This window comes from Paenarthrobacter sp. TA1.8 (assembly GCF_048595705.1).
Lineage (GTDB): Bacteria > Actinomycetota > Actinomycetes > Actinomycetales > Micrococcaceae > Arthrobacter > Arthrobacter nitroguajacolicus.
This window is the reverse complement of sequence record NZ_CP184287.1, coordinates 1,230,259-1,245,539: the sequence shown is the minus strand read 5'-3', so window position 1 is coordinate 1,245,539 and position 15,281 is coordinate 1,230,259. Positions and strand designations below refer to the sequence as shown.

Here is a 15,281-nt window from a genome sequence, read left to right as displayed (position 1 = left end):
TTTGGATCCCGAGGTATTAGAAAGCACCCTATTTCGGTTGAATGGCTCCCGTTGCGGGTTCAAAGAGGGTCAGGAAGCCACACCACCGGAGCCTCAAGCGAACCGGACGTCCGTGTCGGGGTCCTTGCGGGTGTCCAACATGCTGATGATCTTGCTTTCAAGTGCGGCGACCGTTGCCTCAGGCAGGACGATCAGGCCATCGAGTTCTTTGCGGGCACGTTTGTACGCCGTTTGACGTTCGGCTGGGGTGGCTGCGGTGTCTTCAGCAATTCGGAGCAACTTCCTTGCCGTAGCCAATCGCTGCCGTTCCGGGCCGCTGAAGTTGCCGTCCTTGATGCGCCGGGCTTCCCGTTCGGCAACGTCGAAAGCGAGTTCGAAACTGTGGACAGCTGTGCGGTACTCAGCCAACCGGGCCGGCGTCGAAATGTCCTCGGGTGCAGCGGGGCGTAAGCCGTCGGCTTCCTTTTTGGCTCGTAGGAACGCGACCGTAAGGGGTTCGCGGACGTCCGTCATAAGCGGGAAATCAATAAGGTTGCCTACGTCGAGCTCGTACTCCAGCCACCGGTGGTTCACTGAATCATGTGCGGCAATCAGCGAAACAACCTCGGCTTGATTGGCTTCCTCGTGGACCGCCAGTTGGTTCCGTAACTTCAGCAACTCAACCTTGCGCCGGTGGCGCTCCTCGCTGGCCTTCGACCACGACCTTGCCCAGCCACCAGCCATCCCGCCGATAGGAAAAATGAGCCACCAGTAACTGCCAAGGAAGTCGAAGAGGGGTTCCACTGCTCCATCCTCCCACCAGCTTTGACCGGGCCTCAACAAGACCCGGCAAGTCGGCCTAATTGGTGATGTTGAGTGGCTTCGTGGGGAGGACGCAGGATGCCCTCTCGAGTGGAAGCTCGCCCTGGCTTACCCGGTTGTTCTTGCCGGTGTCGTCACACCAATCGACGCCATGGGGCATGGCATTCACAGCCATGACGCCTGGGGCGGAGTTCAAAGGGACTTCCGCGGTGAAGTTGAACCCGCCGGCGTCGGCCATGGGTGCTGTCGTGTTGAGCACCTCAACCCCAGCCGCATCAATGAAGACGATACTGATGACGGCGTCTTCGCCATATCGGGGATCGCACTTGGCATCCGGTGCAGAAACAGTGACTGAATCACCCGGCTTCGCCGAGGAAGGGCTGACGGTATGTTCCGGCGGCAAGCAAGGCGGCGCCCCGCCTACCGAGGCACCGCAACCTGCAGAAGCCAAGCTCACCAACATCGCCACTGATATCGGCAGGGCCGCGCGTTGAAGCCGAGGCCGGGCCAGGCGTGCAGAAGAACTCATGTCCTCATTGTTGCCGCGGTGAACGGCCGGGGGTTCCTGATTCCCACGAATGACCACCGGATCGTTGCAGAAGCACCTAGGCGGGTCTGCCGCCACCACGATAGTCGGCTACCGCCGTCGTACCTTCCCGCTACGATTCCCGTATGGACCAGCGACTGCATTTCCTCACGTTCGCCACAAAGGACCTCGACGCCGCCCGCGCCTTCTACAAGGACGGGCTCGGCTGGGATCCGGCTATGGATGTTCCCGGCGAGATCCTTTTCTTCCAGGTTGCGCCGGGACTGATGCTCGGCCTGTTTGACGCCGAAAAGTTCGATCAGGACCTCGGCACCACTACTCCTACTTCAGGAGTCAGTGGCGTGACGCTCTCACACAACGTCGGCAGCCCGGCTGAGGTGTCCAGCACCATCGACTCCCTCGCGTCGGCCGGGGCAACTGTGGTGAAACCCGCCCAGTCCGGTGCGTTTGGCGGCATCTTCCACGGTCACGTCAAGGACCCGAATGGGATTGTTTGGGAAATCGCGCACAACCCCGGCTGGAGCATTGACGACGACGGCACGGTGGTTTTCGGATGAGTGCCACACCGCAGACCTTGGCTGATGATGTCATCAAATCCGATGCCCGGACGCAGTTCGACGCCTTCCTCGACGAGCACCGTCGAACCCTCAACGAGTGCTTGGATGGACTCACGGAGGAGCAGGCACGCCGATCCTTGGTGTCTTCCCGAACAACACTTCTGGGCTTGGTTAAGCACGTGACGTTCGTGGAGAAAGTGTGGTTCGACGAAGCCATCACCTCTCGGCCGCGGAGCGAGATTGGCATCCCGGCCACAACTGACGAGTCGTTCATCCTGGACGACGAAGACACCATTGCCAGTATTCAGGCAGCGCATCGAGAGGCGTGCGAAGCCTCCAGACGGGCGGCCACTCCCCTTGGACTCGATGATCTGGTGCTGGGTAACCGACGCGGTCCGCTGCCACTCAGATGGGTTTACCTGCACATGCTCCGCGAGCTCGCACAGCACTGTGGTCACGCCGATATCCTGCGCGAACAGATCACCCGGTAACTGCTCGCGCTAATAATGTCAGAGCCCCATGACAGGGTTGGTTTATGGGAGCAATCGGGCAGATATTGGCACGGCGGGCGGGTTCGCCACGCGCGGATGCCCTGCTGCGTCAGCGATCCCTGGGCGTCCCTGTCCGGACGGCCACATTGAGGGGTTCGACGGCGGCCGACACTTTCGCGGGTAGCCCTCGAGGCGCTGGGCTGCTTCCCGGATTGGAGTCTTTGAGCGGCTTACCGGATTTCAGCACCGGTGACGGCGTGAACTCCTTGGACGCTGCGCCTGGTTTGCCAGTAGTCTTGGCGGCCGACATCAAGCGCAGAGCAAGTCTGATCGAAGCCAGCCGGCCTTCACCCAGTGCTGTGGGCCAGCCGCTTGAGCAGGCGAGCGAAGCCCTGGGGTTGCTTCGTGAATCCGTAGTCGATGAGGCGAGGTTGTTTGGTTTTGTTGAGGCTGCCGATTTCGCGGGCAGGGTCGAGGAGATCTCCCGGTCGTTGGAGTACTTGCAGGTCGTCGCGGCGCAGGCGGTGGAACGGACCCGGAAAGAAGCACAGCAAGCGTCGCCGGGGGCGTCCGAGTTCGGGGCCGGGCCGGGATGGCGGACGGGGTGGACTGAACCAGAGCCAGGACCCGGCCCGGCATCAGCTGCCGCTGGAGCACGCTCCATAAGCGCAGGAGCTTCCGTGGGCGGGGCAGGTTCCGTGACCGGTATGGAGTCAGCAACTCTGGCCGGTTCCGTCGTCGGCGCGGGTTCCGGCGGACGGGCCGCCGATTCAGTGAGCCCTTTGGATGACGGATACCGGACTGCGGCCGAGTTCCTTCGGGCCCGGCTGCGGATCAGCATCGGTGAAGCCCGGCGCAGGCTCGCCCTCGCGGCCGATGTCCTGCCTCAGACGGGAATGGCCGGGCAACAGATCCCGGCCCGGCGCGAAGTCCTGGCCGACGCCCTCATCTCAGCCCTGGTACCGTCCCGGTCCGCGACGATCATCAGCACCGCCCTGGACACAGTCCGGCAACTCACCGATGAGGACACCATCACCCGGATGGAACACGCCCTCACCACCACCGCGATGGAATCCGACCCGGACTTCGTCACCAAAATGACCAAACGCTGGACCGACAGGATCGACCAGGACGGTACCGAACCATCCGAAGAAGTCCTCCGCCAACTCCAAGGCGCGTTCCTCCGCCGCCGACGCCGCCACGGACTCCACCACCTCGAAATCTTCGCCACCGCCGAACAATACGAAACCCTCACCACCGCCATGAACACCGCCACCAACCCACGACTCACCACCGGCAACAATCCCATCGGCACCAATCCCACCGGACCAGAACACAGACCAGGCAAACCAGACCTGGACCGCCGCAGCCGGGCCCAGAAACTCCTCAACGGCCTCGTCGGAGCCTGCGCCCTCGCCATGACCACCGGGAAACTGCCCTCCAACGGCGGACTCCGACCCCAACTCACCGTCACCATCGACCACCGCGACCTCTTCGAACAACTCACCCACAACTCACGACCTAGCGACCACGGCAACACCGGAGCGGCCCTGAATCCGCTCAGCACCGGCACAGCGACCTTCACCGGCCCCATTCACCCGAACACCATCCGCAAAATCGCCTGCGACGCCGACATCATCCCCGTCCTGCTCGGCAGCGACTCCCGCGTCCTGGACATCGGCCGCGCCACCCGGATCTTCCCACCCCACATCCGCAAAGCCATCACCGCCCGCGACGGCGGCTGCGCCTTCCCCGACTGCACCATCCCAGCACCCTGGTGCGAAGCCCACCACACCACCTACTGGTCCCACGGCGGCACCACTTCAACCAACAACGGCACCCTGCTCTGCAGCCACCACCACCACCTCATCCACAAAGAACAATGGCGCATCGACATCACCACCGGAGTCCCCTGGTTCATCCCCCCACCCCACCTCGACCCCCAACAAACACCACGACGCAACCACCACCACACACCCCAGAGAACATAGAGGCCCAATAAGAAAATCCATTGACATGTGACCAATTGGTCACCTATTCTGAGCCCATGGACGTAGTGTTCAAGGCTTTGGCAGACTCGACCCGCAGGGAATTGCTGGATGAGCTGTTCCGCGAGGACGGTCAGTCTGCCTCCGCCTTGGGTGCCCGGTTCGAGATGACCCGCTTCGGTATCGCCAAGCACCTCAAGTTGTTGGAGGATGCGGGCTTGGTGGTCACCCGCCGTAGGGGGCGCGAAAAGCTGCACTTCCTGAATCCGGTTCCCATCCGACTCATCCACGATCGATGGGTGAGCAAATACGCAGAACCATGGGCCGCTGCCCTCAGCGACCTCAAATCCAGATTGGAAAGTCCCATGGAAAAGATCTTCGAAATTTACATCAAGACCACCCCGGAGCGGCTCTGGGAAGCCATAACCAACAGCGAGATCCGCAGCAAATACCAGTTCGGAAACACCTTCACCTCGGACTGGACTCCGGGCAGCCGCTTCGAGATGCACAACGTCAAGGCGGACGCGCCACTCGGCGAGGGCGAAAACATCGAAGTGGATCCCCCACGTCGGCTCGTCCAAACCATGCGTGCGCTCTGGGGCGAGGATGTGAAGGCCGAGGGAACGTCGCGGATCACCTGGGAAATTGAGCCCGTCGGCGACTCATGCCACCTCACTGTGACGCACAATCAGCTCCGCGAAGGCGCAAACGACCAACTGTACGGCGGCTGGCCCATGATCCTCTCGGGCCTCAAAACCTGGCTGGAAACCGGCGAAACCCTCACGACGCCCGGCTCGCTCATGTACGCGTAGTCACTAAAGGACTACAGCTTAAAGAGGGCGACGACGGCGGGCCGCTGCCGCCGTCGTCGCCGATACCTCAGTCTTCCGCCAGTCAGGCGACCGGTGCCACCGCTTGTGCCTCAGTAAGCCAGGCCGCCTGCATGGTACCCAGCAGGTGTGGCGCGAAGTCCTCGCCGATTTCCAGCACCACTCGGCAACGTGCGCCGCGCTGCGCCGGGAATCCCGCGTACTGGCCACGGAGATCGCAGACCGTCTGGCCGCGGCCGGGTCCGTCGGTGGTATCTACCTGGACCCGGACGGTCGGTGCCAGTGCGAGTTCCACACCCCTGACAGCGATGGCCGCAGCAAGGGGATCGTGCATCGCCGAGCAAGCCCGGCCGAAGATGTCGACGTAGAAGCCGAAGTAGTAACCAAGCATTTCGCCCAGTGCCTGCGAGACCGGGTGCTTGGTGGCGAGCAGTTCCTGGCGGTGGTTTTCCTCCAGGACGTTAGTCATGGTGACATCCAACGGCACCAGCGTCACGTTCCAGTCGGCGGCCAGGACTTCGGCGGCAGCCTCAGGATCGTTGGCGATGTTGGCCTCGGCAACAGGCGTGATGTTTCCCGGGGCCAACGCTGCGCCGCCCATGATGGTGACCTCGGCGATCAGCTCGGGCAGTTTCGGTTCCAGGCGCAGGGCTTCGGCGATGTTGGTCAACGGGCCAATGGCCACAAGGCGAAGCTCCCCCGCATATTTGTGCGCCAATTGAACCAGCAGCTCCGCGGCCGTGGCCTTGACGGGCTCACGGTCCGACGGGACCAGATCTACCCCGCCGATGCCGTTATCACCGTGGACGTGCGGAGCGCCGCCGTGAAAAGTGCCAACCTGCGGATCGTGGGCGCCGATAGCCACGGGAATGTCCGGGTGGCCGGCCAAGTTCAGCAGGTCCAGCGTATTCCGTGCCCCGCCTGCCGCACTGACGTTGCCGCTCACGGTGCCAATGCCCACGAGGTCCGCCCGGGGGGAGGCGAGGAGGTAGGCCAAGGCGAGGGCGTCGTCGATGCCGGTATCGCAGTCAAGGAAGAAGGGGGCGGGCTGGGTCATTTTGGTCTCTCGTTTCAGGTGAAGCGGACTGCTTGTTGTGCGGAGTGGGCTGAAGCTGCGGTGAGTTGCACGCACAGCCGCGTGCCGGCGTCGTGCGTTAGATCTTTTCGCCCTTGGGGGCCGCGATAAACAGGCTGACGATGAAGGCAAGCGCGGTGATGGACACCGAAATCCAGAGGGCCGCAGAGTATCCGGCCGCGGTGCCCTGGCCTGCGAACGGTGCAACGACTACAACGCCAAGGCTCGCCCCGATGCCGAAGGAAGCACCGTTGATGCCCGGCAGCGCGGCCGGCGCTTCCTTGGGCGAGAGCAGCACGGACAGGCCGTTGATGGCGGTGAGGAAGAAGCCGTTGTAGAAGATGCCCAGAGCGGCGATGGCGATGAGCACTGCTATCTGGTTGTGGGCGAATAGCGCCGCGACGATTGCGCAGGCCAGGCTGGTTGCCGTGCCGACGCGGACGGTCTTGATCCAGCCGCGGCGGTCGGCGATCCACCCGGCGAGCGGAGCCGCGAACACTCCAATGAGTGCTGCGGGTGTGAGGAACAGCAAGGCAGCGACCGAAGCCGACAATCCGAAGCCGTTTTCCTTGTCCTGGCTCAGCAACACCACAGTGAAGTTGATGATGGCGAAGATGCCCGCGAGCGTCAGTACGGTGGTGGCGATGACGGGCCACACCTGACGTGAACGGAGGTGGTGAACGGCCACAAGAGGGGTTTCGCGCTTCTTCTCGATGAGCCAGAAGGCCGTGAAGGACGCGATGCTGCCGGCAAGCAGGGCAAGGGCTGCCGGTGAGGTCCAACCCGCCGAAGAGCCCGTGGACACGAAATAGGTGATGAACACCAGGAACACGGACAGCGAACCTGCGCCCCACCAGTCCATCCGGCCGGGAGCAACGGCGGACCTGCCACTCGGGACCACTTTAATGACACACACGACGGCGATCGCGGCCAGTACTAGGACTGCGACGAAGATCGACTGGAAGCCAAGGGTCTCAGCCACGAGCCCTCCGAAGTAGCCATCCACGCCGCCAACCCCACCGTTGATGGCAGCGATGATGCCGATGGATGTTCCGAAGAGTCGGGCAGGCAGGTACTCGTTCAGGACGATGTAGGAGAGCGCAAAGATGGCACTGGAAACACCCTGCATGAAGCGGCCAGTGACCAGCAACGGCAGGGTGGGTGCGAAGATACACAGCACGGTTCCCGCGCCCATGATGGCCAGCACCAGGAGGAGTGCGTTACGGCGTCCGATGAAATCGCTCCAGCGGCCGATCACGGGTCCAGCGATGGCGCCGGCGAGGAAGAACATCGACTGCACTTGGGCCACGGCTTCGGGCGTTTCGCCGAAGAAGGAGCCGATGTGTGGCAGTGCCGGAGTGATCATACTGGCGTTGAGCTGGAATGCCAGCACCGCCAGGACCAGCGTAGTGATGAGCAGCGCGGCTGCCTTGCCGTGAAAGCGGCCTTCGTCTGCGGCTGCTTCAGTTGATGTCACCTGTGATGGAGACTGCCGGTCAACAGGCTGGGGATCTACAGACTGCGGGTCAACCGCGGTATTGGGGATGTTCACATCAAACTCCTTTGTCCGAGGGCGCGGGCGGCGCCACGAGATGTGAGTTGTTATACAAGCATGTATTACGAGCTTGTGCAACCTATCACAGCCATCCGGTACAGTATCCGTAACCCATCTCAAGTGAGGCACCCTTGACCGACAACGCCGTCCAGTTCCTGTCGCGACCCATCGCCGCCCAACCCGGGCAACCTTTGCGCGTCGCGGCCTACTCGCGCATCGCCGAAGCGATCCGGACCAAAATCCTGCCGCCGGGTTCCCTGCTCCCCACGGAGACGGAGCTGGGCAGCATGATGGACGTCAGCCGTACCGTGATCCGGGAAGCGCTGATGTTGCTCGAAGAAGATGGCCTTACCCGGGCACGACGCGGAGTTGGCCGGTTTGTTGCCGATTCGCTCCCCCGCATCGGCATTGAACACATTCGACCGTTCGATCAGCTTCTTGGCGGGCCGGACCAGGACATCCAGGTCAAACGGGTAGCCGCAATCAAGCAACCGGCGTCGGAATTCGTGGCGCCAGGCATTGGTGTCCAGCCTGACGAGGACGTGTGGTTCTGGGAAAGTGTGCTCATCCGGAACGGTGAGCCCCTGGCCCATCTCCAGGAGAACGTCGCCCAGGGAATCCCCGAAGCCGAGGCCCTGGCTGAAGCTGCAGAAGCTCCCACGCTTTCCGCGTCAACGCTCTTGGAAGTCCTCAGCGGGCTGCCCGGCGCGACCCTTGGCCCCGGCGAATGCCAGATCAGCCTGAGCACCGCCGGCCCTAGCCGCGCGAAGTTGCTGGGCCTCCGCCCCTCCGATCCCGTGCTGGTCCTCACCCAATACGTCCGCCGGAATGGTTCTCCGTTCTATCTCGCCAAATGCCTGGTGGCCGCCAAGGCCGGCCACCTGTCCGTCATCCAGTCCTCCTGAAATCTCCCCTCCGCTAATATCCCGAAAGGGTTCTCCCATGAGCACGTCCCTGCAGTTCCCTGCGCCCAAATTGGCCCCCACGCTCACGGTGGTGGGCAGCATTAACCTCGACATCACGGCGACAGCCAACCGTCTCCCCTCGCCCGGTGAAACCGTTGGCGGAGGCGTTCTCCGCCAACAACCCGGCGGGAAGGGCGCCAACCAGGCTGTTGCTGCGGCCCGGCTCACCGGACACTCCCGCATGGTGGGGGCCGTGGGCCAGGACGACGCCGGCGCCAGCCTTCTCAGCGCGATGGCGGCCGCCGGCGTCGACGTTCAGGACGTTTCCCGGGCGGATGCTGCCACTGGAACTGCCCTGGTGCTGGTAGACGGTGGGGGCGAGAACCAGATAGTGGTGTGCCCCGGCGCCAACGCTTCGGTGAGCCTGGAGGGTGTTGCGTTCGCTGACGACGAGGCCGTCCTCTGCCAACTCGAAGTGGACCAGGAGGTTGTGCTGGAAGCCGCACGCCAAGCCAAGGGGTTCTTTGTCTTGAACGCTGCCCCTGCTGCACCGATCATTCCCGAGCTCTTGGAACGTTGCGACCTGGTGATCGTGAACGAGACAGAGTACCAACTGATCCCGGCCCTCCGCGACGCTCCGCTGGTTGCAGTGACCTACGGGGGCGAAGGTTCGGCGATCTTCGTCGACGGCGAACGGGTGGCCGGCGCTCCGGCGGTGCGAGTCACCGACATTGCCAACACCATCGGTGCCGGGGACGCCTTCTGCGCCGCGCTGGTCCTGGCGCTCCAGTCCGGACTTGAGTACGCGCACGCCTTGTCAGTAGCCAACGCCGTTGGTGCCGACGCTGTCAGGGACAGCTCCTCGCAGCCTGCGCTGCAGCCGCTGGAGCACTACGTCGAGGCGACGCGGACTGCAGCTCAGCCTGCCTGACCAGCGGAAACGCTGTCGGCGCACAGGATGCTACGATTGCTACGGAGGCCGATCATGACAACTATTCCGCACCGGGAACTGCGTAACCAGAGCAGTAAGATTCTGGAACGCGTGAAGAATGGGGAAGTCATCGAAGTCACCAACAACGGCGAGGTGGCGGCAACCCTCATTCCTCCATCGGCTTCGCCTTTTGAGCGTCTACTCCAAGCAGGTAGCGTCCGGCCGGCAAGCGCGACACCTGTGGACTTCACCATCCTGCCTCGCATCAGCATCGACATGACTACAGCCGACATCCTGGCCGATCTGCGCGGCGACAGGTGATCGTTTACGTTGACACTTCTGCGGTCATGAAGTTGGTGGTTGACGAACAGGAATCAGCCGCCGCTGCTGCCTACTTGGTGGAGATGGCAGCCTCAGGAGCGCATCTCGTGGCTTCCATGCTCCTCTACACGGAACTGCACTGCGCAGCTCGTCGGAGGAATTTGCCGTTCGACGTCGTCAACGCCGTTTTGGCCGGAATCAACTTGGTAGACGTGGCCCGCTCAGACCTCATGTACGCAGCGGCACTCCCGAGACAGTTGCGGAGTGCGGACGCTATTCACTTGGCAGCAGCCATTCGACTGCAGACCGACAGCCTGGTCGCTTACGACCACGGGCTGCTCCTCGCCGCTACCGAATCAGGGCTCACCACGGCATCGCCCGGGGCCTAGCAACAGCTCAGCCCACAATGCGGAAGTCGTCGAACTCCCCGGTTGCTTCGGAGACCTCAAAGTCAACGTTGTCCACGCGCCCAGGTGCCCGGGTGGAGTGGAGCCATGAGGTGAGCTGACTGACCTCGGATGGTTCCCCCTCAGCGACCAACAGCACCGAGCCGTCGTGGTCGTTGCGGACTGTTCCCTTCAACATGAGCTCGTCAGCTTTACGGGCCGTCCAGTAACGGAACCCGACCCCTTGGACCACTCCGGTGATGCGGGCTGTTAGGCGAAGGGTTTCGTCAGTCATGGAACCACCTTAACGAGACCTGCCCTCATTCGTCCCACTCACCGTACAACGGGACGTGGGACAAACAAGGGCAGGTTTAGAGCCGGAAATAGACCTAGCCGACCACAATGTCCCGCGTCGCGTGGCTGTACGTGATGGTGACCGGACCGCCGTCGTGGTTCAACTCGTGGTTCGCACCATCACGGGCGCCGAACGCACCGTAGTTCTCGTCCCATGAACGGTTCAGCGCGATCTTGTAGGTGTAAAAGCCGGCGGGCAGCTCAGCCGTCAGCGTCCACACTTGGACCAGCGGGTTGAAATCCATCTGGGCTTCGTCGTACTGCGGCGCCCAATCCTCGGGTGCTCCCAGGATTTTATTGAAGTCCCCGGCGATCGCCACGGCGTCAGGCTGTGGCAGGGTCTCGACGGCGGAGGCGGCTGCTGCTTTCGCCGGCGCCTTGCGCGTGGCCTTCTTCGCGGTGGACTTCGTAGCGGTGGGGGCAGCCACGGCGGAGGAAGCCTTGGCTGTTGCAGCTTTGGCCTTCGGCGCGGAGACCTTGGCGGCAGCAACCTTCGGCTCAGCTACATCAGCGGCCGCGACTTTTGGCGCGGTGGCCTTCTTCGCAGCAGCCCGCTTGGTTGCAGCTGTCTTCTTGGCTTGCGGCTTCACAGGCGGGGCCGTCGGAACGGCGACGTCGGCCGGTACCGGAGTGCCGGCGTCGAGCGCTGCTCCAAATGCCTGCGCGTCCGGGAAGGCCACAGTCGCACGCAGTCCGTCCTCCGGAATGGTCCAACCCGAGCGGCCCTTGACCAGCCAGCCAGCCTTGACCAGCTTCGCCGAGGCAGACGTCAAGGTCTTGTGGCCGCGAGGGATGCCGCCACTGAGAAGTTCAGCCTCGTGGTCATTGAAAGGTACTCGAACGATCGCTTCGGCCAGCACCTCGCCGGCGTTCAACGTGGCCCCGGACCATACGCTCTCAGCGAGGATGTCCAGTACGGCCTTCAGACGAAGGTTGGTGTTCTCGGCGGTATTCGCGCCCATGCTTCTCCTTCAACGGTGGATACTCCCTAGAAGTTTGCCAATGAATTGTTAATTCCCGCGACTGCGGAAGGTAAACACCGTGTGTCGTGACTGAGTGTGACATCACAGACGCCGCAAGTGATCCACGGGTCTCGGCTGCCGTGCCTTAAGCGGGTGTCACGGATGCCTTGACCCACTCCGTGACCTCGTCCAACAGCACCGCTTTGCGGGCGTCACTGGCAAAGGAGGACCGGATGGAGTTGGCAGCCAAGGTGGCCTGCTCCGGAACCGAGAACTCCAGGACCTTGACCAGTTGCTCGAAGTTGTCGTCCACGTAACCGCCAAAGTAAGCGGGGTCGTCCGAATTCACGCAAACGTTCAGCCCGATCGCCAACATCTCCGGCAAAGGGTGGTCAGCCAGCTTATCCACCGCGCGGAGCCGGACATTGGAGAGCGGACAGACGGTCAAGGGAACCTGCTCAGCGACGAGTCGTTGCACTACATCCGTGTCTTCCATGCAGCGGATGCCGTGATCGATCCGTTCGACGTGAAGTACGTCCAAGGCCTCGGTGATGTAGGAGGCAGGTCCTTCCTCGCCCGCATGCGCGATCCTCCGCAAACCGGCCTCGCTGGCGCGCTGGTACAGGCGCTCGAATTTCGACGGCGGATTGCCCACCTCCGCGGAGTCCAAACCGATTCCGGCGATCGGAGCGTGCATTGCCAGGAGCTGGTCCAGCACCTCAAGAGCCGAGTCCTCCGACATGTCACGCAGGAACGCAGCGATGAGGAGGGTGGAGACACCAAAATCTTCCTCGGAGGTGGCCAGTGCGTTGGCCACACCATTGACGCAGGTTTCCAGGGCCACGCCCCGGGAGGTGTGGGCCTGGGGGTCCATCATGATTTCCGCGTGGCGCACTCCCCCGGCAGCAGCCCGCTTCAGGTAGGCGCGCGTCATGTCAGTGAAGTCCTGCTCGGTCTGCAGGACGGCCATGTTGGCGTAGTAGAGGTCCAGGAAAGACTGCAGGTCAGTGAACTCGTACTTTTCCCGGAGTTCCTCAATGTCTTCGTATGGCAGTTCGATGCCGTTTCGTTCGGCCAGGGCAAAGATCAGCTCTGGCTGGAGAGTCCCTTCGATGTGCAGGTGCAGTTCGGCAACCGGAGGCGCCGTGGTCGTAGTTTTCTCGCCAAAAGTTTCCACCCGACAACTCTAGGCCCCAACACCGGCACGTGTCCCGGAGCACTCAACTTGGTTCTTACGCCCGGCACCCTCAAACTGAAAGGATGCAGACTTTCCTCCCCTTCGCCGATTTCCGTGAGAGTGCCGCGGCGCTCGACACTTCAAGGCTCGGCAAACAGCGCGTCGAAGCCCTCCAGGTTCTCCGCGCGTTGGTGATCCCGGAGTACGGTTGGCAGTCCCACCCCGCCGTGCGCATGTGGATGGGCCACGTCCCCGCGCTCACCATGTACGGCCTGGCCATGGCCGACGAGTGGATTGCTCGCGGCCACCCGGACAACACGCGCACCAACATCACGGAGTTCGCCCCGCAGGCGGCCCACCCTGACTACGCCTCCAGGATCGTCATGCCGCCGTGGCTCGGACACGAGGACCTGCACCTCAGCCACCGCTCCAAGCTGATTTCCAAGGATCCCAAGCACTACTCCCAGGTCTTCCCCGGCACCGAGGAAAAGCTCGAGTACGTGTGGCCAGAACCCAAGCACGAGTTCCACCCGGAGGACCCGGAAGAGGACCGCCTGCTGATCCTGCGCGCCAACGTGGAGGACCTCCGTCCGGAGCAGCTCACCACCGTCGCCATGCCGCCGCACGGCAAGGCCCGTGCCGCTGCCCCGGCAGACCCCGACGAGTACCAGTTCGTGTACGCGGAGGAAAAGTCCCGCCGTCAGGTTAAGGGCCCGAAGAAGCGGCCCGTCAAGCAGCAAGAGAAGAAGCCCACGCGCAAGCGTCAGGCCCAGGAGCAGGCATTCAACACCCTGCCTGGCAAGACCGAACTTGCGGTTCCCTTCGACGGTGGCCAAACCTTCGCTGTTGGCCTGATCCAGGGCCGACCCATTACCGTTGACGGCCGGTTCGCGCGCAACTTCGAGGTCACCAAGGTGATCAAGCGCACCGACTTCGACTACCCCGCACTGCTTCAGGATCCACGGGTCTTCTTCCCGGTCCCGGCGCCGGCGCTGTAGCGGCCGGCGCTGTAGCGGCACCTTTCACCAACGCCCGACGGCGGCAGCCAGGTTCTCTTCAAGGGAACCGGGCTGCCGCCGTCGTTGTTTGCTGCGAGCACCCCCTGACACAGCCAAGTGACACCCCGCCCTCGCCCGCCCGGCGCACCCTTTCCCGCGCCGCGCACCACACGATCACCGGCACCGCACCCCATCGCGCCATTCGCACCAACGGTTACAGGGGCAATCGGCGGCAACAGGTGCGTGCTGGCGATTGCTCTGTGAGACGGTGGAGGCACGCACCTAGGCAGAGAGGGCCATGCTCGAGCTCGAAATAACGGGCCGCTGGCCGTGGCAGAAGGAAAAAAACTCATGACGCAGCCGTGGACCCCGGACATTCTTGGCGAGGGATTTGAGCAACAAACGCTAAAGCTCGACGGCGGCGCCACCGCCACCTTGGTGCGGTACCTCGGGGTCGCCCCGGAGTGGCTCGCGGTCCCCGGCGAAATTCCCGACGACGCTGGAATGGACGCCGACGTCCTGTACGTCCACGGCTGGTCCGACTACTTCTTTCAAAAGCATGTGGCCGAGTTCTGGCATCGGACAGGCGCTCGCTTCTACGCCCTGGACCTGCATAATTATGGTCGCAGCCTAAGCCCTGGAATGGTGCCGGGCTTCGTCACCAACCTCGCGGACTACGACGCCGACATCCAAGCAGCGCTTTCAGCCATGGGCCGCTCTGGTGTTTCGGGCGTGGACCGGCCGCTCATCCTGTTGGGACACTCCACCGGTGGGCTCACCCTCAGCCTGTGGGCCGCCCGCCATCCCGGCATCGCATCGGCTGTGATCCTCAACAGCCCTTGGCTGGAATTCCAGGCGACCGAACTCGGCAGGCGGGCGATCGCACCCCTCGTGGGACTCCACGCCCGTCTTCATCCCTTGACGCCGCTGCCGCCAGTGGATCCGGGCATCTACACCCGGGCCGTATCAGCCACTCTTGACGGCGAATGGGACTACAACCTCGAGTGGCGGCCTGACCGCGGATTCCCTATCACTCCGGCCTTCCTCGACGCCGTGTTTCGTGGCCAGGCAACCGTCGCAGCAGGTTTGGGCATCGAAGTTCCGGTACTCGTGTTGCTCTCGGATAAGAGCTATCTCCAACCAAAGTGGTCGGCCGACGCGCTCACCGCTGACGTGGCACTCAACGTCGACGCCGTGGCCCACCGCGCGTTGTCCCTGGCGGACACCGTCACGGTGAGCCGGCTGCCGAACGCGTTCCACGACATTTTCCTGTCGCCGGAACCGGTCAGGCGCCAGGCGTTCGAACGTATCGGGCGCTGGCTACCGATGGCTCTGCAGGCTTCGAACGCAGAGGCGTGGGAGGCCCGGACCGCGGGTTTGTAGGCATCCGCTCACGAATCCGT

General features: G+C 63.2%; 17 protein-coding genes. 10 read left to right on the top strand and 7 right to left on the bottom strand.

Features of this window, described 5'->3' with window-relative positions:
* Positions 1-93: 93 nt before the first annotated feature.
* A complete protein-coding gene (locus ACNAOT_RS05990; RefSeq protein ID WP_091465892.1) occupies positions 94-783 on the bottom strand; it encodes a hypothetical protein in 690 nt (229 codons plus the stop codon).
* Between the two features lie 55 nt (positions 784-838).
* Complete coding sequence (locus tag ACNAOT_RS05985) at positions 839-1,330, bottom strand: hypothetical protein (protein WP_420180394.1); 492 nt, start codon at positions 1,328-1,330, stop codon at positions 839-841.
* 143 nt (positions 1,331-1,473) lie between these two features.
* Here ACNAOT_RS05985 and ACNAOT_RS05980 point away from each other — a divergent pair, with 143 nt between their 5' ends.
* The 4 genes from ACNAOT_RS05980 to ACNAOT_RS05965 are packed head-to-tail and all read left to right on the top strand — an operon-like array spanning position 1,474 to position 5,196.
* Positions 1,474-1,905 carry a VOC family protein gene (locus ACNAOT_RS05980; protein WP_420180393.1) on the top strand — a complete coding sequence of 144 codons (432 nt, stop codon included), beginning with the start codon at positions 1,474-1,476 and terminating at the stop codon, positions 1,903-1,905.
* The gene (locus ACNAOT_RS05975) at positions 1,902-2,396 is read left to right on the top strand and encodes a DinB family protein (protein WP_420180392.1); all 495 of its coding nucleotides are present in this window, start codon (positions 1,902-1,904) and stop codon (positions 2,394-2,396) included. The genes ACNAOT_RS05980 and ACNAOT_RS05975 overlap by 4 nt, the downstream gene beginning before the upstream one ends.
* Before the next feature lie 44 nt (positions 2,397-2,440).
* Positions 2,441-4,387: a DUF222 domain-containing protein gene (locus ACNAOT_RS05970; protein ID WP_420180391.1), complete on the top strand. Its 1,947-nt coding sequence runs from the start codon at positions 2,441-2,443 to the stop codon at positions 4,385-4,387.
* A 56-nt stretch (positions 4,388-4,443) separates the two neighbouring features.
* Positions 4,444-5,196: an ArsR/SmtB family transcription factor gene (locus tag ACNAOT_RS05965; protein WP_420180390.1), complete on the top strand. Its 753-nt coding sequence runs from the start codon at positions 4,444-4,446 to the stop codon at positions 5,194-5,196.
* Between the two features lie 82 nt (positions 5,197-5,278).
* On the opposite strand, the gene ACNAOT_RS05960 is transcribed toward ACNAOT_RS05965, so the two are convergent.
* Both ACNAOT_RS05960 and ACNAOT_RS05955 read right to left on the bottom strand, forming a co-directional pair.
* Positions 5,279-6,271, bottom strand: a complete 993-nt coding sequence (locus ACNAOT_RS05960) for a nucleoside hydrolase (RefSeq protein ID WP_420180389.1) — start codon at positions 6,269-6,271, stop codon at positions 5,279-5,281.
* Between the two features lie 97 nt (positions 6,272-6,368).
* Positions 6,369-7,841, bottom strand: a complete 1,473-nt coding sequence (locus ACNAOT_RS05955) for an MFS transporter (RefSeq protein WP_420180388.1) — start codon at positions 7,839-7,841, stop codon at positions 6,369-6,371.
* A gap of 134 nt (positions 7,842-7,975) precedes the next feature.
* Here ACNAOT_RS05955 and ACNAOT_RS05950 point away from each other — a divergent pair, with 134 nt between their 5' ends.
* The 4 genes from ACNAOT_RS05950 to ACNAOT_RS05935 are packed head-to-tail and all read left to right on the top strand — an operon-like array spanning position 7,976 to position 10,390.
* Positions 7,976-8,749 (top strand): GntR family transcriptional regulator, encoded by a 774-nt coding sequence (locus ACNAOT_RS05950; RefSeq protein WP_420180387.1) that lies wholly within the window; start codon positions 7,976-7,978, stop codon positions 8,747-8,749.
* Between the two features lie 37 nt (positions 8,750-8,786).
* Entirely contained in the window at positions 8,787-9,680 is an 894-nt protein-coding gene (locus tag ACNAOT_RS05945) for a ribokinase (RefSeq protein ID WP_420180386.1), read from the top strand.
* A 54-nt stretch (positions 9,681-9,734) separates the two neighbouring features.
* Complete coding sequence (locus tag ACNAOT_RS05940; RefSeq protein WP_420180385.1) at positions 9,735-10,001, top strand: type II toxin-antitoxin system Phd/YefM family antitoxin; 267 nt, start codon at positions 9,735-9,737, stop codon at positions 9,999-10,001.
* 26 nt (positions 10,002-10,027) lie between these two features.
* Positions 10,028-10,390, top strand: coding sequence for a type II toxin-antitoxin system VapC family toxin (locus tag ACNAOT_RS05935; protein ID WP_420180384.1), 363 nt, complete (start codon positions 10,028-10,030; stop codon positions 10,388-10,390).
* A 7-nt stretch (positions 10,391-10,397) separates the two neighbouring features.
* Here ACNAOT_RS05935 and ACNAOT_RS05930 read toward each other — a convergent pair whose 3' ends face one another.
* From ACNAOT_RS05930 to ACNAOT_RS05920, 3 genes are all read right to left on the bottom strand, one after another.
* Complete coding sequence (locus ACNAOT_RS05930; protein ID WP_091465875.1) at positions 10,398-10,682, bottom strand: acylphosphatase; 285 nt, start codon at positions 10,680-10,682, stop codon at positions 10,398-10,400.
* Between the two features lie 94 nt (positions 10,683-10,776).
* Positions 10,777-11,703: a glycosidase gene (locus tag ACNAOT_RS05925; protein ID WP_420180383.1), complete on the bottom strand. Its 927-nt coding sequence runs from the start codon at positions 11,701-11,703 to the stop codon at positions 10,777-10,779.
* Positions 11,704-11,848: 145 nt separating this feature from the next.
* A complete protein-coding gene (locus tag ACNAOT_RS05920; protein ID WP_091465871.1) occupies positions 11,849-12,880 on the bottom strand; it encodes an adenosine deaminase in 1,032 nt (343 codons plus the stop codon).
* An 83-nt stretch (positions 12,881-12,963) separates the two neighbouring features.
* On the opposite strand from ACNAOT_RS05920, the gene ACNAOT_RS05915 reads away from it, so the two are divergent.
* Positions 12,964-13,878 carry an MSMEG_6728 family protein gene (locus ACNAOT_RS05915; RefSeq protein ID WP_420180382.1) on the top strand — a complete coding sequence of 305 codons (915 nt, stop codon included), beginning with the start codon at positions 12,964-12,966 and terminating at the stop codon, positions 13,876-13,878.
* 351 nt (positions 13,879-14,229) lie between these two features.
* Entirely contained in the window at positions 14,230-15,261 is a 1,032-nt protein-coding gene (locus ACNAOT_RS05910; RefSeq protein ID WP_420180381.1) for an alpha/beta hydrolase, read from the top strand.
* The last annotated feature ends 20 nt before the right edge of the window (positions 15,262-15,281 follow it).